The 21,326-nt window shown below is 42.4% G+C and carries 20 protein-coding genes; 18 read left to right on the forward strand and 2 right to left on the reverse strand.

What is annotated here, in order from left to right; genetic code table 11:
- The first annotated feature begins 83 nt into the window (after nucleotides 1-83).
- The 6 genes from rplS to pgeF all read left to right on the forward strand — a co-directional run bounded on the left by rplS (nucleotide 84) and on the right by pgeF (nucleotide 4,101).
- Entirely contained in the window at nucleotides 84-431 is a 348-nt protein-coding gene (gene rplS / locus LJE12_RS08455) for a 50S ribosomal protein L19 (RefSeq protein ID WP_008703911.1), read from the forward strand.
- 73 nt (nucleotides 432-504) lie between these two features.
- Entirely contained in the window at nucleotides 505-1,110 is a 606-nt protein-coding gene (gene lepB / locus LJE12_RS08460) for a signal peptidase I (protein WP_008703909.1), read from the forward strand.
- A 6-nt stretch (nucleotides 1,111-1,116) separates the two neighbouring features.
- Nucleotides 1,117-1,962, forward strand: coding sequence for a ribosome biogenesis GTPase YlqF (gene ylqF / locus LJE12_RS08465; RefSeq protein WP_020994042.1), 846 nt, complete (start codon nucleotides 1,117-1,119; stop codon nucleotides 1,960-1,962).
- The gene (locus tag LJE12_RS08470) at nucleotides 1,959-2,714 is read left to right on the forward strand and encodes a ribonuclease HII (protein ID WP_008703905.1); all 756 of its coding nucleotides are present in this window, start codon (nucleotides 1,959-1,961) and stop codon (nucleotides 2,712-2,714) included. The genes ylqF and LJE12_RS08470 overlap by 4 nt, the downstream gene beginning before the upstream one ends.
- Before the next feature lie 109 nt (nucleotides 2,715-2,823).
- Nucleotides 2,824-3,189: a YraN family protein gene (locus tag LJE12_RS08475; protein WP_008703904.1), complete on the forward strand. Its 366-nt coding sequence runs from the start codon at nucleotides 2,824-2,826 to the stop codon at nucleotides 3,187-3,189.
- A gap of 60 nt (nucleotides 3,190-3,249) precedes the next feature.
- The gene (gene pgeF / locus LJE12_RS08480) at nucleotides 3,250-4,101 is read left to right on the forward strand and encodes a peptidoglycan editing factor PgeF (protein ID WP_008703902.1); all 852 of its coding nucleotides are present in this window, start codon (nucleotides 3,250-3,252) and stop codon (nucleotides 4,099-4,101) included.
- 127 nt (nucleotides 4,102-4,228) lie between these two features.
- Here the strand turns inward: pgeF and LJE12_RS08485 are convergent, their stop codons facing one another.
- Nucleotides 4,229-5,398, reverse strand: a complete 1,170-nt coding sequence (locus LJE12_RS08485; RefSeq protein ID WP_020994041.1) for a ribose-phosphate pyrophosphokinase — start codon at nucleotides 5,396-5,398, stop codon at nucleotides 4,229-4,231.
- Nucleotides 5,399-5,713: 315 nt separating this feature from the next.
- Here LJE12_RS08485 and LJE12_RS08490 point away from each other — a divergent pair, with 315 nt between their 5' ends.
- Genes LJE12_RS08490 through LJE12_RS08505 form a run of 4 tightly spaced genes read left to right on the forward strand, consistent with a single transcriptional unit; the run spans nucleotide 5,714 to nucleotide 10,074 of the window.
- Nucleotides 5,714-7,096: a DUF512 domain-containing protein gene (locus LJE12_RS08490; protein ID WP_118616725.1), complete on the forward strand. Its 1,383-nt coding sequence runs from the start codon at nucleotides 5,714-5,716 to the stop codon at nucleotides 7,094-7,096.
- Entirely contained in the window at nucleotides 7,059-8,384 is a 1,326-nt protein-coding gene (der, locus tag LJE12_RS08495) for a ribosome biogenesis GTPase Der (RefSeq protein ID WP_195284631.1), read from the forward strand. Before LJE12_RS08490 ends, der begins: the two co-directional genes overlap by 38 nt.
- Nucleotides 8,385-8,386: 2 nt before the next feature.
- Complete coding sequence (gene plsY / locus LJE12_RS08500; RefSeq protein ID WP_195284630.1) at nucleotides 8,387-9,031, forward strand: glycerol-3-phosphate 1-O-acyltransferase PlsY; 645 nt, start codon at nucleotides 8,387-8,389, stop codon at nucleotides 9,029-9,031.
- 14 nt (nucleotides 9,032-9,045) lie between these two features.
- Nucleotides 9,046-10,074 (forward strand): NAD(P)H-dependent glycerol-3-phosphate dehydrogenase, encoded by a 1,029-nt coding sequence (locus tag LJE12_RS08505; RefSeq protein WP_055052417.1) that lies wholly within the window; start codon nucleotides 9,046-9,048, stop codon nucleotides 10,072-10,074.
- Between the two features lie 194 nt (nucleotides 10,075-10,268).
- Here the strand turns inward: LJE12_RS08505 and LJE12_RS08510 are convergent, their stop codons facing one another.
- The gene (locus tag LJE12_RS08510) at nucleotides 10,269-11,096 is read right to left on the reverse strand and encodes an aldo/keto reductase (RefSeq protein ID WP_025577068.1); all 828 of its coding nucleotides are present in this window, start codon (nucleotides 11,094-11,096) and stop codon (nucleotides 10,269-10,271) included.
- 345 nt (nucleotides 11,097-11,441) lie between these two features.
- On the opposite strand from LJE12_RS08510, the gene LJE12_RS08515 reads away from it, so the two are divergent.
- The 8 genes from LJE12_RS08515 (at nucleotide 11,442) to acsD (ending at nucleotide 21,306) form a co-directional block, all read left to right on the forward strand.
- Nucleotides 11,442-11,837, forward strand: coding sequence for a hypothetical protein (locus tag LJE12_RS08515; protein WP_022380761.1), 396 nt, complete (start codon nucleotides 11,442-11,444; stop codon nucleotides 11,835-11,837).
- A 13-nt stretch (nucleotides 11,838-11,850) separates the two neighbouring features.
- Nucleotides 11,851-12,033: a CooT family nickel-binding protein gene (locus tag LJE12_RS08520; protein ID WP_008703891.1), complete on the forward strand. Its 183-nt coding sequence runs from the start codon at nucleotides 11,851-11,853 to the stop codon at nucleotides 12,031-12,033.
- Nucleotides 12,034-12,125: 92 nt separating this feature from the next.
- Nucleotides 12,126-12,896, forward strand: a complete 771-nt coding sequence (locus LJE12_RS08525; RefSeq protein ID WP_008703890.1) for an ATP-binding protein — start codon at nucleotides 12,126-12,128, stop codon at nucleotides 12,894-12,896.
- A 277-nt stretch (nucleotides 12,897-13,173) separates the two neighbouring features.
- A complete protein-coding gene (gene cooS, locus LJE12_RS08530) occupies nucleotides 13,174-15,066 on the forward strand; it encodes an anaerobic carbon-monoxide dehydrogenase catalytic subunit (RefSeq protein WP_022380762.1) in 1,893 nt (630 codons plus the stop codon).
- A gap of 44 nt (nucleotides 15,067-15,110) precedes the next feature.
- Complete coding sequence (locus tag LJE12_RS08535) at nucleotides 15,111-15,875, forward strand: ATP-binding protein (RefSeq protein ID WP_022380763.1); 765 nt, start codon at nucleotides 15,111-15,113, stop codon at nucleotides 15,873-15,875.
- A gap of 23 nt (nucleotides 15,876-15,898) precedes the next feature.
- Nucleotides 15,899-18,025 (forward strand): acetyl-CoA decarbonylase/synthase complex subunit alpha/beta, encoded by a 2,127-nt coding sequence (gene acsB / locus LJE12_RS08540; RefSeq protein WP_022380764.1) that lies wholly within the window; start codon nucleotides 15,899-15,901, stop codon nucleotides 18,023-18,025.
- Nucleotides 18,026-18,149: 124 nt separating this feature from the next.
- Nucleotides 18,150-20,285, forward strand: a complete 2,136-nt coding sequence (acsB, locus tag LJE12_RS08545; RefSeq protein WP_055059584.1) for an acetyl-CoA decarbonylase/synthase complex subunit alpha/beta — start codon at nucleotides 18,150-18,152, stop codon at nucleotides 20,283-20,285.
- Between the two features lie 76 nt (nucleotides 20,286-20,361).
- A complete protein-coding gene (gene acsD, locus LJE12_RS08550) occupies nucleotides 20,362-21,306 on the forward strand; it encodes an acetyl-CoA decarbonylase/synthase complex subunit delta (RefSeq protein WP_022380766.1) in 945 nt (314 codons plus the stop codon).
- The last annotated feature ends 20 nt before the right edge of the window (nucleotides 21,307-21,326 follow it).

A 21,326-nucleotide genomic window follows, 5' to 3' on the forward strand; every position in this document is an offset into this window, starting at 1 on the left:
AATCACAACTGTTGTGAAAAAAGATGGTCCTCTGTTACAGGATATGTATTAAGAACATCCATATAAGAATAGGAGAAAATACAATGAACGAAATTATCAAAAACATCGAAGCAGCTCAGTTAAAAGCTGAAGTACCGGCATTCAACACAGGTGATACTGTAAGAGTACACGCACTGATCAAAGAAGGAAACCGTGAACGTGTTCAGGTTTTTGAAGGAACAGTTCTCAAGAAACAGGGCGGAAGCAACAGAGCTACATTTACTGTAAGAAAGAGCTCTAACGGAGTAGGCGTTGAGAAAACATGGCCACTTCATTCCCCACATGTAGTAAAAGTAGAAGTTATTCGTCGTGGTAAAGTACGTCGTGCGAAACTGAACTACTTAAGAGATCGTGTAGGTAAAGCAGCTAAGGTTAAAGAGCTTGTTAAATAATTTCATGAATTAGCAGAAGAAGGGACAATAACTTGTGTATTGTCCCTCTTTTTCCATCTGTCAGGAGATTTGGATGAATATCAGAAAATGGAAAGATAGTCCGGCACTGAAAGAGACCAGAGATATGCTGGAAATAAAACTTGAAGATAAAAAAGTCCGGGGAATCCTTAACTGGATATTTCAGATAGCGGTAGTGCTCATTTTTGGCATTCTGGCGGGAATTGCGCTGTTTCAATCAGTGACTGTACAGGAGAGTACCATGGAGCCCACACTACAGGTTGGAGAACGCTTTTTTGTAAACAGGGCTGTTTATAAAGTATCCTCACCTGAACGGGGAGATATCATTGTATATAAAACCAGTGGAAGTGATGATGCGGCTCTGCATATCGGCCGCGTGATCGGTCTGCCCGGTGAGACTGTACAGATATCCAACGGAGCAGTATTGATCAACGGAGAAGTATATAATGAAAATAAGAATTTTCCTGAAATCAGTAATGCGGGATTGGCATCCGATGGAGTGTCTCTGGAAAGCGGTGAGTATTTTGTACTTGGCGATAACAGAAATAACAGTGAGGACAGCCGGTATGGTGATATCGGAAATATCAATAAGAAATATATTGTGGGAAAGGTATGGTTTGTCATTTCCCCGAAAGATAAATTTGGATTTTTGAAAGGTTAGGTGTATATGAACGTACAGTGGTACCCTGGTCATATGACCAAGGCAAAGAGACAGATGCAGGAGGACATTAAGCTGATCGATCTGATCATTGAACTTGTGGATGCCCGCGTACCTCTTTCGAGCAGAAACCCGGATATCGATGAACTGGGAAAAAATAAATCCAGACTGATTCTTCTTAATAAATCAGATCTGGCTGACGAGCGCCAGAATGAAGCCTGGAAAACTTATTTTCAGGCAAAGGGATTTTATGTTGTAAAAGTAGATTCCAGAAATGGTTCCGGAATGAAAGCAATCAATAATGTGATCCAGGAAGCATGTAAGGAAAAGATAGAAAGAGACAGACGCCGCGGTATTAAAAACCGTCCGATCCGCGCTATGGTAGTGGGAATCCCGAATGTAGGAAAATCTACATTTATCAATACCTTTGCAGGACGGGCCTGTGCAAAGACCGGAAACAAGCCGGGAGTTACGAAAGGAAAACAGTGGATCCGTCTGAATAAGGGAGTAGAACTTTTGGACACTCCTGGTATTTTGTGGCCGAAATTTGAAGACCAGCAGGTGGGAATCCGTCTGGCATGTGTAGGTTCTATCAAAGATGACATTCTGAATATGGAGGAACTGGCACTCTGGCTGATCGATTATCTGCGCGAAAATTATAAAGGGATTCTGGCAGAGAGATATCAGATCACAGAGGAGGGAACTTCTGTGGAAGTTCTGGAGGCGATTGCCAGAGCCAGAGGGTGTCTGAAAAAGCAGGAAGAGCTGGACTATGCCAAAGCTTCGCTGATACTGTTTGATGATTTCCGTTCCGGAAAAATGGGGCGGATCACATTGGAGTGGGCGCCATTATGAAAACAATAGCTGAGATTAAAGCCGAGTTTGCTGCAGCAGATATGAGCAGCTACCCGGCTTTATATGAAATTTATAAAGAAGATACAAGAAGTGGTGTGCAAAAGCTGATCGCACAGTGCCGCAAAAAGGAAGCAGCTCTGGAAGCGGAGAAGCAGCGTATTGAAAATATGAAGGTATATGAGCATAAATATGAACATCTTGGTTATTTATGCGGAATTGATGAAGTGGGAAGAGGCCCCCTTGCAGGCCCGGTTGTGGCATGTGCAGTAATTCTGCCACAGGACAGCCGGATCCTTTATCTGAACGATTCCAAGAAACTCAGTGCTTCCAAAAGAGAAGAACTGTATGATGTGATTATGAGGGAAGCGGTTTCAGTAGGAATCGGTATGCGCAGCCCGGAGCGTATTGATGAGATCAATATCCTTCAGGCTACTTATGAGGCAATGCGGGAGGCGGTAAGTAAACTGGAAGTGGTTCCTCAGCTTCTTCTCAATGATGCAGTCACGATTCCTCAGATCACCATTCCACAGGTTCCCATTATTAAGGGAGATGCAAAGAGTGTTTCCATTGCAGCAGCAAGTATTGTTGCAAAAGTGACAAGGGACAGAATGATGGAAGAATATGATAAAGTGTTCCCGGAATATGGCTTTGCATCAAATAAGGGATATGGTTCTGCCGATCATATTGCGGCACTGAAAAAATACGGAGAAACCCCGATCCACAGAAAGACCTTTATTACACATTTCATATAAACAGTCGCAAAAGGGTTACTATCCTTCAGTACACAGCAATACACTGAGTGATGCACAGTAACAACAAAAGATGCCTACATATAATATAAAAAGAAATGGATGGAAGAATTTGCATAAAAATACCCGGTCTACCGGAAGCTGTTACGAACGAAAAGCTGCTGATTATCTGAAACAGCAGGGATTATTTATTCTGAGATATAATTACAGATGCAGATTTGGAGAAATCGATCTGATTGCCAGAGATGGAGAATATCTTGTTTTTGTTGAGGTAAAATACAGGAAAGACAATAGTTCCGGTTATTCGCTGGCTGCAGTAAATCCTGCTAAACAGAAAACCATATGTAAGGTGGCAAGGTATTTTCTTACAGTGGAATATCACAATGTGGATATCCCATGCCGTTTCGATGTGGCAGGAATTGACGGGGATGAAATACACTGGGTTAAGAATGCGTTTGAATATATTGCAATCCTCTAATAATTATAGAAACTGCTTTGATGAATAATCTGCCATACAGCAGGAAGGGAATAATGAAATATGAAGATAAAATGGAACAGTGAACAGATTCCAAAGATGAATGTAAAAAACAATAAAGATGTTACATTTCTTACATATCCCGCATATGAAGAAATGAACTGGCTTGTTCATGGATTCAGCACCCGCTTTGGCGGAGTGAGCAGAGGAATCTACAGTTCTATGAACCTGAGTTTTACAAGAGGTGATGAGGAGTCCTGCGTGAAAGAAAATTACAGAAGGATTTCTGATGCTATGGGATTTGATATGAACAGCATCGTTACATCTGATCAGACTCATACCAACAATGTGCGGAAAGTAACAGAGAAAGACCGCGGAAAGGGAATTGTGATTCCGCGTGATTATACAGATACAGATGGAATGATCACAAATGTTCCGGGGCTGGTTCTCGCAACCTTTTATGCGGATTGCGTTCCACTGTATTTTGCTGATCCGGCGAATCACGCGATCGGACTGTCTCATTCGGGATGGAGAGGTACGGTTCAGAAAATCGGTGCAGTTACCATAGAAAAGATGTCTGAAGAGTATGGAAGTAATCCGAAAGATCTGAAAGTGGCCATCGGACCGTCTATCTGTCAGGAGTGTTATGAAGTCAGCGAAGATGTGATTGAAGAATTTGAAAAGGTTTTTGATAAGAAATACCGGAACAAGCTGTTTTATAGAAAAGAAAACGGAAAATATCAGTTAAATCTGTGGATGGCAAACAAGATTATTTTTCTGGAAGCGGGAATCCCGGAAGAAAACATTTCCATGCCAAATCTCTGTACCTGCTGTAATCCTGAGTTTCTCTTTTCTCACAGGGCTTCCCATGGAAAAAGGGGAAATCTTGGGGCTTTTCTTGGCATACGTTCATAAAACCTGAAATTGTTATAAGCACAACAGTGCGAAGTGAGTAATCCTGAATTTGCAGATTAACTGTACAATACGAAAAAGGGGGGAGCTGGTTAACAGCTCCCCTTTTCGTATTCATCTGCCGGAAAAACTATCTGGAATTTACTTTTTCCATAAGAGACATGATCTTTTCGTTGCTGGAACGAACCTTCTCAACGGAAACATCATGATTGATGATATCAATGATGCTCGCAAGATATTTGCTCATATTTGCTTCTACATAATATGGTCTTTCGAGAAGTTCCGGAATGCGGTAATTCAAGTTGGTTGTGATCACTCTGTCAAGCCAGCCTTTCTCGTAATATTCATCAAATTTATCCAGACCGTCTGTGAACAGACCGTAGGTAGTGCATACAAATACTCTCTTTGCGTTGCGTTCCTTTAACTGTTTGGCAACATCCAGCATACTTCCGCCGGAGGAAATCATGTCATCGATAACTACAACATCTTTGCCTTCTACGGAATCTCCGAGGAATTCATGTGCAACAATAGGATTCTTTCCATTGACGATTGTAGAGTAATCACGACGTTTGTAGAACATACCCATATCTACTCCAAGGATGTTGGAGAAATATACAGCTCTGGACATGGCACCTTCATCAGGGCTGATGATCATCAGATGGTCATTGTCAACACGAAGATCCGGCACACTCTTGATCAGAGCTTTTAAAAACTGATAAGTAGGGAAAAAGTTATCAAAACCATTCAGCGGAATAGAGTTCTGGACACGTGGATCATGGGCATCAAAGGTAATGATATTGGAAACTCCCATATCGCTTAACTCCTTCAGTGCCAGTGCACAGTCCAGAGATTCTCTTTTAGTACGTCTGTGCTGGCGGCCTTCATAAAGGAACGGCATAATTACATTGATACGGTGTGCCTTGCCTGTTGCAGCGGAAATAATTCGTTTAAGATCCTGGAAATGGTTGTCAGGAGACATATGGTTCTCGTGTCCGCATACAGTATAAGATTCACTGTAATTGGTCACATCAACCATAATATAAAGGTCAGTGCCACGAACGGATTCTTTAATATAACCTTTACCCTCACCGGTTCCGAAACGGGGGCATTCACATTCTACAATAAATGATTCTTCGCTGTATCCCTGAGGAATAACACTGAGCTGTTTGCGTTCAACCAGCTCTTTACGGAATTTAACAAGTTTTCTGTCAACTTCTTCTGCAAGTTCTCTGCATCCAAGAGCTGCAATACGGATAGGTGCAACCGGCATGGATTTTTCCAACAATTCTATGTTTGGCATAATACTCCTCCTAAGTAGTGATTTTATACTCAAAAAATAGATTTCAATATAATATATAACATTTGCCCTAAAATACGTCAAGGAATTTATTGATTTTTTCTTTTACAATTGTTATGATATAAAAGATAGTGGATTCTGGGCGCAGGTATATTTTGCCCGGAATTACTGTCATATGATATCAGGAGTAAATGTCAGAAAGTTACTGTGCCTGCACAGTAAATAAATCAGCGGCTCCTGAATGATCGAGAAACAAAATGTGCCGGAAAAGTTTATCCCACACACAATTTCCGGTTACATTCCAATGGAGTAAAATTCATGAAAAAAAATTTACACATAATATCCAAGGTTCTTCCGGACAGTATCGGAGAAGAACTGGAACTGGAACCGGGAGATGCGTTGCTTTCCATTAACGGCCAGCCGGTAGAGGATGTGTTTGATTATCGTTATCTGATGAATGACGAATTTGTTAAGCTCCTTATCCGAAAGAAGAATGGCGAGGAATGGGAACTGGAAGTAGAAAAGGAATATGAAGATGATCTTGGCGTGGAGTTTGAGAACAGTCTTATGGATGAGTACCGCTCCTGTTCCAATCACTGTATTTTCTGCTTTATAGACCAGATGCCGCCCGGTATGAGAGAAACTTTATATTTTAAAGATGACGATTCCAGACTGTCATTCCTGCAGGGAAACTATGTTACCCTTACCAATATGAGTGACTATGATCTGGATCGTATTATCAAGTTTCATCTTTCCCCGATCAATGTATCGTTTCAGACTATGAATCCCAAACTTCGCTGTAAAATGCTCCATAATCGATTTGCCGGAGATGCCCTTGCAAAAGTTGACAGGCTTTATAAAGGTGATGTGACCATGAACGGGCAGATTGTGCTCTGCAAGGGGATTAATGACAGGGATGAACTGGAATACAGTCTGGAAAAACTGTCGGAATATGCGCCTGTACTGCAGAGCGTTTCAATCGTACCTGTAGGCCTTTCCAGGTATCGAAAAGGTCTGTATCCACTGGAATCTTTTGATAAAGAGGATGCAAGGTATCTGATCAGTCAGGTAGAGCGGTGGCAGAAGATTATGGTGAAGAAGCATGGTATTCATTTTGTACATGCTTCGGATGAATGGTATATTCTTGCAGGATATGAACTTCCTGAGGAGGGCAGATATGACGGATACCTTCAGCTGGAGAATGGTGTTGGTATGATGCGTCTGCTTGAAACAGAGGTAAAAGAGAGACTTGAGCAGCTTGAAGGCGATGACAGAGAGGTAAATGCCACTGTTGCAACAGGACGGCTGGCAGCGCCTTATATAGGTAAAATGATAAAACTGGTACAGAAGAAATTTCCGAATGTCCAGGCTGAAGTATATGCAGTAAAGAATAATTTCTTTGGAGAGAAGATCACAGTTTCCGGTCTGATCACAGCTACTGATCTTATGGATCAGCTTGCGCAGAGAAATCTGGGAGAAAAAGTACTGATCCCATGCAATATGCTCAGAAGCGGCGAGGATGTTTTTCTGGATGACCTGACGGTGGAAGATGTCAGACAGGCTCTTAAGACGGAAGTTGTAGTGGTAGATGAACCGGGTGCTGACCTGGTAAACTGTCTGATCGAAGCACCAGACCATAAAAAGATAAGAAGGAGACAGATATATGAGCAAACCGGTAGTAGCGATAGTGGGCAGGCCTAATGTAGGTAAATCCACATTGTTTAATGCGCTGGCAGGTGAGAAGATTTCTATTGTAAAAGATACACCCGGCGTTACAAGAGACAGAATTTATGCAGATGTGACATGGCTGGACAAGACATTTACCATGATCGATACAGGCGGTATTGAGCCGGACAGCAGTGACATCATCCTTTCTCAGATGAGAGAGCAGGCACAGATTGCCATTGATACGGCAGATGTTATTATCTTTATCACAGACGTTCATCAGGGACTGGTGGATTCCGATGCGAAGGTGGCAGATATGCTCCGACGTAGCGGCAAACCGGTTGTCCTTGTTGTGAATAAGGTAGACAGTATCCAGAAATTTATGATGGATGTTTATGAGTTCTATAACCTTGGTATCGGTGAACCGATTCCGATTTCTGCGGCAAACCGTATGGGGTTGGGTGATATGCTGGATGAAGTGGCAAAACATTTCCCTGAGGATGCAGATACAGAAGAAGATGATGAAATCCCGAGAATTGCCATTGTGGGAAAACCAAACGTAGGAAAATCGTCACTGGTAAACAAACTTCTGGGAGAAGACCGTGTGATTGTTTCTGATATTGCCGGAACTACAAGAGATGCGGTAGATACCAGAGTAAAATGGCAGGGAAAGGATTATATCTTTATTGATACTGCCGGACTTCGCCGTAAGGGAAAAGTCAAAGAGGAGATTGAGAGATACAGTGTGATCCGTACAGTGACTGCAGTAGAACGTGCGGATGTTGTCATTGTAATGATCGATGCGTCAGAGGGTGTTACAGAACAGGATGCCAAGATTGCAGGTATTGCCCACGAAAGAGGAAAGGGTGTTATCATTGCCGTAAATAAATGGGATGCCATTGAAAAGAATGATAAGACTATTTATAAGCACACAAACAGAATCCGCGAGGTTCTGGCATATATGCCATATGCGGAACTGGTATTTATTTCTGCAAAAACAGGACTCAGGATTTCCAGAATGTTTGAAACGATCGATGCGGTTATCGAAAACCAGACACTGCGTATCCAGACGGGTGTCCTGAATGAAATCCTTTCTGAGGCAGTGGCAATGCAGCAGCCTCCGTCTGATAAGGGAAAACGTCTGAAGATTTACTATATGACACAGGTAGCTGTCAAACCGCCTACATTTGTTATCTTTGTAAATGACAAAGAGCTGATGCATTTCTCTTACACCAGATATCTGGAGAATAAGATCAGGGATGCCTTTGGATTTACGGGAACATCACTGAAATTCATTATTCGTGAACGAGGTGAAAAAGAATAATCATGGAACGCCTGATTTGTATTGTAATTGGATATGCATGCGGACTTTTTCAGACCGCATACATTTTAGGAAAAATTTATCATATTGATATCCGCAAACAGGGAAGCGGAAATCTGGGTTCTACAAATGTACTGCGTACACTTGGCAAAAAGGCCGGGGCATTGAATCTGTTGTGTGACTGTCTGAAGTGTATTGCGGCCATCCTGATCGTAAGGGCAATATTCGGAAATTCTTATGGAGATATTCTGCCGCTGCTGAGCCTTTATGCAGCAGCTGGGTGTATTCTGGGGCATAATTTTCCGTTTTATCTTAATTTTAAGGGCGGGAAGGGCGTAGCTGCATCTGTAGGACTTGTGATTGCTTTTGACTGGCGGATTTTTGTGATCTGTGCAATTGTATTTTTCGGACTGTTTTTCCTGACACACTATGTTTCTCTGTGTTCGGTAAGTGCATATCTGGCTGCATTTATCAGTATGATCGTATTTGGACAGATGGGTTCTTATCATATGGATTCTTATCATATGATCGAGCTTTATATTGTTATGGGACTCTTGACAGTACTGGCATTTTACAGACATAAAAAGAACATAAAACGGCTTCTTGACGGGACAGAAAGTAAAATTTATTTAAGCAAAAAAAATAAATAAAAAGAGGTATTTATATGGCAAAGATAAGTGTGCTTGGTGCGGGAAGCTGGGGAACTGCCCTGTCTATCCTTCTTTACAATAATGGACACGAGGTGATTCTCTGGTCGGCGCTTGGGGAGGAGATAACAACATTAAGAGAAAAGCGGGAACACGTGAGCAAACTTCCGGGTGTAAAGATTCCTGAACCGATTGATATCACAATAGATCTTGAGAGAAGCCTGCGGGATGCAGATGTGGCAATTCTGGCAGTTCCTTCGCCTTATACCAGAAGTACCTGCAAGCGTATGGCGCCTTTTGTAAAAAACGGACAGAAAATTGTAAATGTTGCCAAAGGTGTGGAGGAAAAAACTCTTCTTACTTTAAGCGAGATCATTGAACAGGAACTTCCACAGGCAAATGTGTCTGTGCTTTCCGGCCCAAGCCATGCAGAAGAGGTTGGAAAAGGACTTCCGACTACCTGTGTGGTAAGTTCTCACCAGAGAGAGACAGCAGAATATCTGCAGGGAATCTTTATGAGCCCTGTTTTCAGAGTTTATACCACGCCGGATATGCTGGGAGTGGAGCTTGGCGCAGCGTTAAAGAATGTGATCGCACTGGCAGCCGGAACCGCAGATGGTCTGGGATACGGTGATAATACCAAAGCAGCCCTGATCACAAGAGGAATTGCAGAAATTTCACGTCTGGGTGTTAAAATGGGAGCACGTATGGAAACCTTTTATGGTCTGTCCGGGATCGGAGATCTGATCGTTACCTGTGCCAGTGTCCACAGCCGTAACCGGAAAGCCGGATATCTGATGGGAAAAGGATATACCATGGAGCAGGCGATGGCTGAAGTGAAAATGATCGTGGAAGGCGTCTATTCCGCAAAAGCAGCAAAAGAACTGGCTGAGAAATATGATGTGGAAATGCCGATCATCACGGAAATAAACAAAGTCCTGTTCGAAGGAAAAAGTGCAGCGGAAGCGGTGATCGACCTTATGGTAAGAGATAAAAAAGTGGAGACGCCGATGCTTCCATGGGAAGACGGACAGAAAACTAACTGAGATGTTATAGAGAAACTGTAACTGTTCAGTACCTCGCGGGATAGCTGACTGCTGAATGGTTACGAAAAACTTTTGAATGCATCATTTACGGAAAATTCTATAGACAGAGATGATAAATATGCAAAAAGCAGATGTTATATAAATACATCTGCTTTTTACATTTGAATGATAAAATATTTTTTAACTACTCTTTATCAGAATGCAATGTCCCTTAAATCCTCGGGAACATGTGAACTGTGGAAATTTTCGTTCAGAGTATCGATCAGATCCATATCCTCCTGTTCGATTGTGAAATCAAAAATATTGCCATTGCTTCTGATGCGATCAGGATGTACGGATTTGGGAATTACGGAAATTCCTTTCTGAGTAGCCCAGCGCAGACCGATCTGAGCGGGAGTATGAGCGTATTTGGTTCCAAGTACACACATTACATCGTTATCAAGATATGCGCCTCTGGCAAGTGGGGCATATGCCTGTACCTGAATTCCTTTATTCTGGCAATAATCAATCAGCTCTTTCGGATAGCAGAGAGGATGGCATTCAATCTGATTTACAGCAGGTATGATTCCGGAATTGGCTTCCAGTTCTTCCAGATGACGGATTTCAAAATTACTGACACCGATAGAAAGAGCCCGCCCGGATTTCTGGATTTCCTCCAGTACTTTCCAGGTGCTGAGATAACATCCCGGAACCGGCCAGTGGATCAGATACAAATCCACATAATCCAGTTTGAGCCGGTCCAGGCTTCTTTCAAAAGCACCCTGAATGTCTCCCAGACGCTGTGCGGTATTCCATACTTTTGTAGTAATAAAAAGTTCATTTCGCGGTATTCCACAGCTGGCGATTCCCCGTCCTACATTTTCTTCGTTTTTATATACGGAGGCTGTATCAATCAGACGGTATCCTGATTCAACAGCAGAAATAATAGCATTTTCGGCCTCATTTTCCCCGGTGGCTTTGTATACTCCCAGTCCGAGTAAAGGCATCTCTCTGTTTGTATTCAGAAAAACAGTATTATCCAAAACAATTCCTCCAATTCCTATATACACTTTGGGCAAGCTGCTTTGCCCGATAATCTGGTCCAAGTATAACATAAAAATGTGTCAGAAGTACATAAAAATTATTAAGTTTTTGCAAGAGTACATTGTTAACAATATAACATAATGGTTAAAGTATTAACAGTTCTTGTGAAAAAAGCTATTTCAAAGCATATATTTCAAAATTTTTTTAGTGATTATTTATGCTAAATGGCTTGCGGAAACGAAAAAAAAGATGTATAATATCAGTAAATTGATAATTTATTGTCATAAAAAAAGACTGAATTTTATAAATTCAGTGTATTTTTCAATAGAAGGGAGCATTTAACCATGCATTTAATCAAAGATGAAAATGGGAATCTTGTCCAGCATGGGCATGGACACACCCATGAACATACCCATGAAGATGGTATGACTCATACTCATGAGCATACTCATGGCGAAGGTCATGATCATGGACATTCTCATGCAGATCATGCCTGTGATACTGCTCATTGCGGATCCTGCAGTGAAGGTGACTGTAAGAATGAGACACTGGCTCTTCTGACATATATGCTTCAGCACAATGAGCATCATGCTCAGGAACTGGATCAGATGGCTGATAACCTTGCCAAGATGGGAATGGATGCAGCATGTAAGACTATTAAGGAAGCTGTTGCAGATTTTCAGAAAGGCAATATGAGACTTGGACTTGCCTTAACACTTGTTAAAGAAGAGATGAAATAGGAGGCGACATCACATGTGTCTGGCAACTGTATATAAAGAAAGTGACGATTCTGTTATTTTTAAAAATGTTTCCCGTATAGATGTGGATGGGAATAAATTGATTCTCCGTGATATTATGGGAGATGAGAGAGTGGTCGAGGGAACTATTTTAATGGTTGACCTTGCCAACAGTATTGTGAAACTGAAATGTGACTGATATTAAGATAGGGACAAAACACCTTTTGACCTTAACATCATTTTTTATTTATAGAAAGAATACTAAGACAGATTTAGGAGGCACCTGGTTTTATGGCACACGTAATTGCTGTCGCAGGAAAAGGCGGCGTGGGAAAAACAACATTATGCGGAATGCTGATCCAGTACCTGTGTGAAAAGGGTAAAGGGCCGATTCTTGCAGTAGATGCTGATGCAAACTCAAACCTCAATGAGGTTCTTGGCGTAAAGGTAGAGACAACTCTTGGCGATGTGCGTGAAGAAATTGCACGTGCAGAGCTTGCAAAAGAGAATCCAATTCCTACCGGAATGTCTAAAGCTGATTATGCGGAAATGCGTTTTGAAGATGCTCTGGTTGAGGATGATGACTTTGATCTTCTTGTTATGGGAAGAACTCAGGGAAAGGGTTGCTACTGTTATGTGAATGGTCTTCTTCAGACTCAGCTTGCAAAATACCAGAATAATTATCCATATATTGTTGTAGATAATGAAGCCGGAATGGAACATATCAGCAGAGGTGTTCTTCCGAGCATGCAGACTGCCATTCTGGTCAGCGACTGCTCCAGAAGAGGCGTACAGGCAGTAGGCAGGATTGCAGAACTCATTAAAGAATGTGATATGCATCCTGATACAGTCGGTCTGATCATTAACCGAGCTCCGAAAGGAGAATTGAATAAGGGAATTCAGGAAGAGATTGCAAATCAGGGACTGACACTTCTTGGTGTTGTTCCACAGGATGAAACAGTTTATGAATATGACTGTGAAGGACGTCCTACAAGCACACTTCCGGAAGACAACCCTGTCAAGACTGCACTTCGTGCAATCGTTGATAATTTAAAATTATAAGAAACACCCCTTGTCGGATGAGAATCCGATGAGGGATGTTTCTGCGCATAGGAAATCTATATATGCAGAGATAAATACAAGTTTACATCTTTATTTTTTAAGTTAAATAACCCATGGGAGGGGATGGGATGGGTTATCACAGTTATCTTTAACGGAGCCAATTCTTCAGATATAGATAACCTATAGATAACCGGGATTTCCTGCCTGTGGGATTATTAATAAAATAAAAATGTGTATCTTAAAGGAATACACAAACCAGAATTAAAGGAGGTCTATAATGAGTGAATTCAAATTAACTACAGTGGAAGAGTTTGAAGAGGCTACTGCCAGACTTTTGGAGACAGGTGCAAAGGTTGGAGCTGACGCATGGCAGCTTCGTGTAAAAAAACAGACTCCACATTGTAAATTCGGTGAGCAGGGTGTCTGCTGTCGTATCTGTGCTATGGGACCATGTCGTATTACCCCTAAAGCATCAAGAGGTATCTGCGGATGTGACGTTCATGGTATCGTAGGAAGAAACTTCCTGAAATTTACAGCAGGTGGTGCAGCTACTCACTCTGATCACGGTCGTGAAATCTGCCACACATTATATTGTGCAAAAGACGGCGGAAACTATCAGGTAAAAGATCCTGAGAAACTGATCCGTATCGCAAAAGAATGGGGCGTAGAGACAGAAGGAAAAGATATCTATGATCTGGCTCATGAAATGGCTGAGACAGGATTGATGGAATATGGTAAACCATTTGGATATCAGAGATTCCTTGACAGAATGCCTGCAGGACAGAAAGAGAAACTGATTGAAAATGAAATTGCACCACGTGCGATCGACCGTGAGGTTTCCACTTCTTTACATATGGCTCATATGGGATGTTCTTCTCTTCCGGAAGCTCTTGTAAAACAGTCTATCCGCTGCGGTATGGCTGATGGATGGGGCGGTTCCATGATGGGAACAGAGTTCTCTGATGTTTTATTCGGAACTCCGAAGCCAATTGACACTGAAGCTAACCTTGGTGTAATGGTTGAAGAGAATGTAAACATCGTTGTACACGGACATGATCCGAGTCTTTCCGAGATGATCTGTGAATATGCAGACAGCAAAGAAATGATCGATTATGCAAAATCTGTAGGAGCAAAAGGAATCACTGTTTCCGGTGTATGCTGTACTTCAAACGAAGTAGCTATGCGTCGCGGTGTTCCGATGGCCGGTAACTTCCTGCAGCAGGAGAATGTAGTACTGACAGGTGCCTGCGAAGCGATCGTAGTAGATGTTCAGTGTATCTTCCCTGCATTAGGACCTTTAAGCAAATGCTTCCATACTAAATTTATCACAACTTCTCCGATCGCTCAGATGCCTGATGCTGAATTTATCAGATTCAATGCTGAGACAGCAGGAGAGAATGCAAAAGCAATCGTCAAGATGGCTATTGACAACTTCAAGAACAGAAAACCTGAACTTGTACATATCCCACAGCTGAAACAGAAAGCTACAGTTGGTTATTCCGTAGAAGCAATCGTTAAGGTTCTTGACGGTGTTACAAACTCTCAGGTTGATGAGACAGGAACAACAAAACCATTACTTGAGTGCATCACTTCCGGTGTTATCCGTGGTGCTGTTGCTATGGTTGGATGTAACAATCCTAAGATCCGTCCTGACTATGCACATATTGAACTGATGAAGAAATGTATCGCCAATGATATTGTTGTCATTGCTTCCGGATGTTCTGCGCAGGCAGCTGCAAAAGCAGGTCTTATGGACAAATCTGCAAAAGATCTCTGCGGTGCAGGTCTGAAACGTGTCTGTGAACTGGCTGATATCCCACCGGTACTCCACATGGGATCATGCGTAGATATTTCCCGTATGATGATCCTTGCTGCTGAACTTGCAAAAGATGCAGGTCTTCAGATCAATCAGCTTCCTGTAGTTGGATGTGCTCCTGAGTGGATGTCTGAAAAAGCTGTATCCATCGGTAACTATGTAGTAGGTACCGGTATTGATACATTCCTTGGTGTTGATCCATATGTTTCCGGTTCTTCAGAAATGGGAGAGCTTCTTACAGAGGGAACAAGAAAATGGACAGGAGCTGCTTATACAGTAGAAACAGATATTGAGAAATTAGTTGATCTGATGATCGAAAGAATCGAAGAGAAGAGAACAGCATTAGGAATCTAATCTGCTGTGATCTTAAAAATGTAATAAAAGGTGGATGACGTAAAATGAAAATAGCAGTTACAGGAAAAGGCGGCGTAGGCAAAACCACTTTTGCAGCAACGCTGGCCAGGTTGTATGCAGCAGAGGGCAGACCGGTACTTGCAGCAGATGTGGATCCGGATGCGAATCTTGGTCTTGCATTAGGCTTTGATGAAGAAACTCTGGATTCTATTGTACCGATTTCAAAGATGCGTAAGCTGGTGGAAGAACGTACAGGGGCTACAGCAGGAAATCAGTTCTATCATCTGAATCCGAAAGTAGACGATATTCCGGAGAAATATGGTAAGGTCTGTAATGGCGTACGGCTCCTTGTCCTGGGAACTGTCGAGACAGGCGGTGGCGGATGTGTATGCCCGGAACATGTAATGTTAAAGCGCATTATCAATAATCTGGTACTTAGAAGAGAAGATGTAGTAATTCTTGATATGGAGGCCGGCTTGGAACATCTCGGCAGAGGAACCACAGAAGGAGTTGACGCATTTATCGTAGTGATCGAACCAGGTGCAAGGAGTGTGCAGACATATAAAAATGTAAAGCGCCTGGCAAAAGATTTAGGAGTGTCTCAGGTAAAGGTTGTCGCAAACAAAGTGCGCAATGAAGATGACGAAAACTTTATCAGAGAACGGATTCCACAGGAAGATCTTTTAGGTATGATTCATTACAACACAGAGGTAATTGATGCAGACAGACAGGGAAAATCCCCGTATGACTTCAGCAAGACAGTTACCAATGAGATCATTAAAATAAAAGAAAAGATAGATCGTCAGTAATCATATATTAGGAGGTAGAACAAGTGACTTTATTTGAAAGTGTTTTTGCGGGAAACGACGCGGTTTATGGACTTACAGAGGGTGCCATCAACCAGGCAATTGAAAAATACGGCGCTGACAAAGCAGTCAGCTTCCCTGATACAGCATATTCTTTACCATGCTACTATGCAGTAACAGGAACAAAGGTTGGAACTCTTGCAGAGTTAAAAGATGCTCTTGCAGTAGTAAAAACTCTTATGACAAGAGAGAAAAGAACAAATGACGTATTTATGTCAGGCGTTGCTACAGCTCTCTGCGCAGAATTTATCGAAGTTCTGAAATATATTGACGGAGCAGTTCCTTATGAAGCTCCTTGCTACGGACATCTTGCAGATGCAGTGATCCGTGAACTTGGTGTACCGCTTGTAACAGGCGATATCCCTGGTGTAGCAGTTATCCTTGGAAAAGCTCCTTCCGCTCAGGAAGCAGCAGACCTTGTTAAATCCTATCAGTCTCAGGGTATCCTGATCACTCTGGTTGGTGACGTTATTGACCAGTTAGAGGAAGTTGGATACAAGACAGGTGCTAACGTACGTGTTATCCCGCTTGGAAAAGACGTTACAGCAGTTATCCATGTAGTATCTGTAGCACTTCGTGCAGCTCTTATCTTCGGTAACGTAAAACCAGGTGATGCTGCAACTCTGATGGATTACACAATGAAACGTGTACCTGCATTTGTTAATGCATTTGCACCGTTAAATGATGTGATCGTAGCTTGTGGTGCAGGCGCTATCGCTCTTGGATTCCCGGTTATCACAAACCAGGAAGATGTTGCAAGAGTACCAAAGAGCCTGATCTGCCAGAAAGACATCTCCAAATGGAATGCGACTTCTCTGGAAGCACGTGACATCAAGATTAAAATTACAAACATCGATATCCCGGTTGCTTTCGCATCTGCATTCGAAGGTGAGATTATCCGTCGTAAAGACATGCAGGTTGAATTCGATGGTTCCCGTGTAGACTGTGCAGAGCTTGTACATACATGTGATGCAAGTGAAGTAGAAGACCATAAGATTACAGTTGTTGGTCCGGAAGTAGACGACATGGAACTTGGCAGCAAGAACAGCATTGCATATGTTGTTAAAGTTGCAGGTAAAAACATGCAGCCTGACTTTGAACCTGTTATCGAGCGTAAGTTCCATAACTACATCAACTGTATCGAAGGTGTATACCATACAGGACAGAGAGATATGCAGAGAATCCGTATCAGCAAAGATGCATTTGCTGCAGGCTTCAAGATCAAACATATCGGTGAAGTTCTCTATACACAGGTTAAGAATGAATTTGACGCAGTTGTTGATAAATGTGAAGTTACTATTTATACAGATCCTGCTGAGTGTACAAGAATCCGTCATGAAGTTGCTATCCCGATCTTCGAGAAACGTGATGACCGTCTGAATACTCTGACAGACGAATCTGTAGATGTATATTACAGCTGTATCCTCTGCCAGGCATTCTCCCCGTCTCACGTATGTGTTGTTACACCTGAGAGACTTGGACTTTGCGGTGCCGTTTCATGGCTGGATGCAAAAGCTACCAACGAGCTGGATCCAAACGGACCTTGCCAGGTAATTACAAAAGAAAGACCTATTGATGAGAACCTTGGTTCTTATGAAGATGTAGATGAAGCTGTTAAGAAATTATCCCAGGGTGCATTAGAGCACGTTACACTGTACTCTATCATGCAGGATCCTATGACATCATGCGGATGCTTCGAGTGTATCTGCGGTATCGAGCCATTCTCCAATGGTGTTGTTATCGCTAACCGTGAGTATGCAGGCATGACACCTCTTGGAATGACATTCTCAGAAATGGCATCCATGACAGGTGGTGGTGTTCAGACACCTGGTTTCATGGGACATGGTAAACATTTCATCAGCTCCAAGAAGTTCATGAAGGCAGAAGGCGGTATTGAACGTATCGTATGGATGCCGAAAGAACTGAAAGAGTTTGTTGCTGAACGTCTTAATAAGACAGCAAATGAACTCTATGGTATTGAAAACTTTACAGATATGATCGGTGATGAAACAATCGCTACTGATCCGGAGACACTGGTTGGATTCCTTACAGAAAAAGGCCATCCGGCATTAGCTCTTGATCCGATGATGTAAAGATTGGTGGTTTTGCCCGGAGTCGTGGATGGGCAATGCGGAAGCCACTAAACGTCTCCGGGGTTTAAACGCCTAAAGCGTTATATAGATAAAACCATAGTATTATTCTAAATACGAAATGGAGATGTGCAAATTGTTAATCGACAGAATCTTTAACGGAAATGATGCAGTCTACGGGTTAACCTGTCAGGCTGTAGAGGGAGCCATTGCACAGCACGGCGCAGACAAGGCAGTTGAATTTCCTCATACTGCCTACTGTCTGCCATGTTACTATGCAGTAACAGGAGTCAAGGTGAAGACCCTTGGTGAAATGAAAGAAGCACTTGGTGTGATCAAATCTCTTATGACAAGAGAGCATCAGTTAGATGACGCTTTGATGTCCGGAGTCGCTACCGCACTTTGTGCAGAGTTCATAGAAGTACTGAAGTATCTGGATGGAGCGGAGCCATACAGTGAACCGTACTATGGACACCTTCCGGATTCCATAATCCGTGAACTTGGTGTACCTCTTGTAACCGGTGATATTCCTGGTGTAGCTGTTATTATTGGATCGGCACCTACCGCACAGGAAGGTGTAGATCTGGTAAAGAGTTATCAGGCACAGGGAATTCTTGTTACACTTGTTGGAGGAATTATTGACCAGGCGCAGGAACTTGGATTGAAAATGGGCTATAATGTTCGAATCGTACCACTTGGAAAAGATATTACTTCTGTAATCCATGTAGTATCCGTGGCACTTCGTGCAGCTCTGATCTTCGGAAACGTTACTCCTGGAGATGCAGCCGCTCTGATCAAGTATACATCAGAGAGAGTACCGGCATTTGTCAATGCGTTTAAACCGATCGATGATGTGATTCTGGCTGCTGGTGCAGGAGCAATCAAACTTGGATTCCCTGTGATTTCCAATGAAGATGAAAACATTACAGAAGTTCCGGGTGCGCTGATCGCATGCCCGAATGTTGCTGATTTTAATAAGGTTTCTCTGGAAGCCAGAAATATTAAGATCAAAATTACCAATATTGATATTCCTGTTGCGTTTGCGTCTGCATTCGAAGGCGAGATTATCCGTCGTAAAGATATGCAGGTTGAGTTCGACGGTTCCCGTGTGGATTGTGCAGAACTTGTGCAGACAAGAAGCATGGATGAGGTAGAGGACCACAAGATTACAGTTGTAGGACCAGATGTAGATGAAATGGAATTGGGAAGCAAGAATCCGATCGCTTACGTGGTAGAAGTAGCGGGAAAGAGAATGCAGCCTGATTTTGAACCTGTAATTGAGCGTAAATTCCACAATTACATTAACTGTATTGAGGGAGTTTATCATACAGGACAGAGAGATATGCAGAGGATCCGTATCGGTAAGGAAGCTTACAATGCAGGATTCCGTATCAGACATATCGGTGAAGTTCTGTATACACAGGTAAAAAATGAGTTTGAAGCTGTAGTTGATAAATGTCAGGTAACCGTTTATACTGATCCGGCTGAGTGTACAAGAATCCGTCATGAGGTAGCAATCCCTGTATTCGATAAACGTGATGCACGTCTTGAAAATCTTACAGATGAAACTGTAGACGTATATTACAGCTGTATCCTTTGTCAGGCTTTTTCACCGTCTCATGTATGTGTTGTTACACCAGAGAGACTTGGACTTTGCGGAGCCGTTTCATGGCTGGATGCAAAAGCAACAAATGAACTGGATCCAAACGGACCTTGTCAGATCATTACAAAGGAAAGACCAATTGATGAGAACCTTGGTTCTTATGAGGATGTTGATGAAGCTGTACAAAAATTCTCACAGGGAGCTCTCGAACACGTTACACTTTATTCCATTATGCAGGATCCTATGACTTCCTGTGGATGCTTTGAGTGTATCTGTGGTATTGAGCCGTTTTCTAATGGTGTAGTAATCGCCAACCGTGAATATGCAGGAATGACACCTCTCGGAATGACATTCTCAGAGATGGCATCTATGACTGGCGGCGGTGTTCAGACACCAGGATTCATGGGACATGGTAAACACTTTATTTCATCCAAGAAATTCATGAAGGCAGAAGGCGGTATTGAACGTATCGTATGGATGCCTAAGGAATTAAAAGAGACAGTTGCGGAGCGTTTGAATAAGACAGCAAAGGAACTGTATGGTATTGACAACTTTACTGATATGATTGGTGACGAGACAAATACAACAGATCCAGAAGAGCTTGTTGCATTTTTAACAGAACATAATCATCCAGCCTTGTCAATGGACCCGATGATGTAGTATACTATATGAGATGATGTGATTTGTCTGCGTAGAGGCAAGTACATAGTAATTTTTTTAAGGAGGCCAAATAGAAATGCCGTTTAATCAGAAACTTCAGAAATTTAATGCAAAGATTAATACAGTCACAATTGGTAGCGGAGATAAGACTGTAACAATCGGCGGAGACTCTACTTATCCATTTTATTCTTTTGATGCACCATCAGAAAACGCACCTAAGATCGGTGTTGAAATCTCTGATATGGGTCTTGAGAATATTGTATCCGAAGGTATCAAAGCATACTATGACGGAGCATCCACAATCGGAGAAATGGCTAAAAAAGCAGCAGCTATGGAAGGTGCTGACTTTGTAGCTCTGATCCTTGAGGGTGGAGATCCGAACGGTGTAAACAAATCTGTTGATGAACTTATCGCAGTTGTTAAAGAAGTTGCAGATGCAATTGATGCACCATTAGTAGTTGAAGGATGCAAGAATGTAGAGAAAGACGCAGAACTCCTTCCTAAGGTAGCAGAAGCTCTTCAGGGAAGAAACGTACTGATTCTTTCAGAAAAAGAAGAAAACTACAAAGCAATCGGTGCTGCAGCAGGACTTGCTTACGATCAGATCGTAGGTGCAGAATCTGCCGTAGATATCAACCTTGCTAAACAGCTTAACGTTGTAACTACTCAGTTAGGCGTTAATGCACAGAAAATTGTTATGAATATCGGTAGTGCTGCTGCCGGATATGGATATGAATATGTTGTATCCACTATGGACCGTATTAAAGGTGCAGCTTTATCTCAGAATGATAACATGCTGCAGATGCCTATCATTACACCGGTATCCGCTGAAACATGGGGCGTAAAAGAAGCAACAGCTTCTGAGAAAGATATGCCTGAATGGGGACCGGAAGAAGAGCGTGGAATCGATATGGAAGTTATGACAGCTGCTGCTGACCTTGCAGCCGGATCTGATGCAGTCATCTTAAGACATCCGGAAGCTGTTGCAGCTATTTCCAGAATGATCAAAGCACTTGCGTAATTGAATAGGAGGAACAAATA

Origin of the sequence: Blautia sp. DFI.6.71, from assembly GCF_020593585.1 — a bacterium.
In the GTDB taxonomy this organism is placed as follows: domain Bacteria; phylum Bacillota; class Clostridia; order Lachnospirales; family Lachnospiraceae; genus Blautia_A; species Blautia_A wexlerae.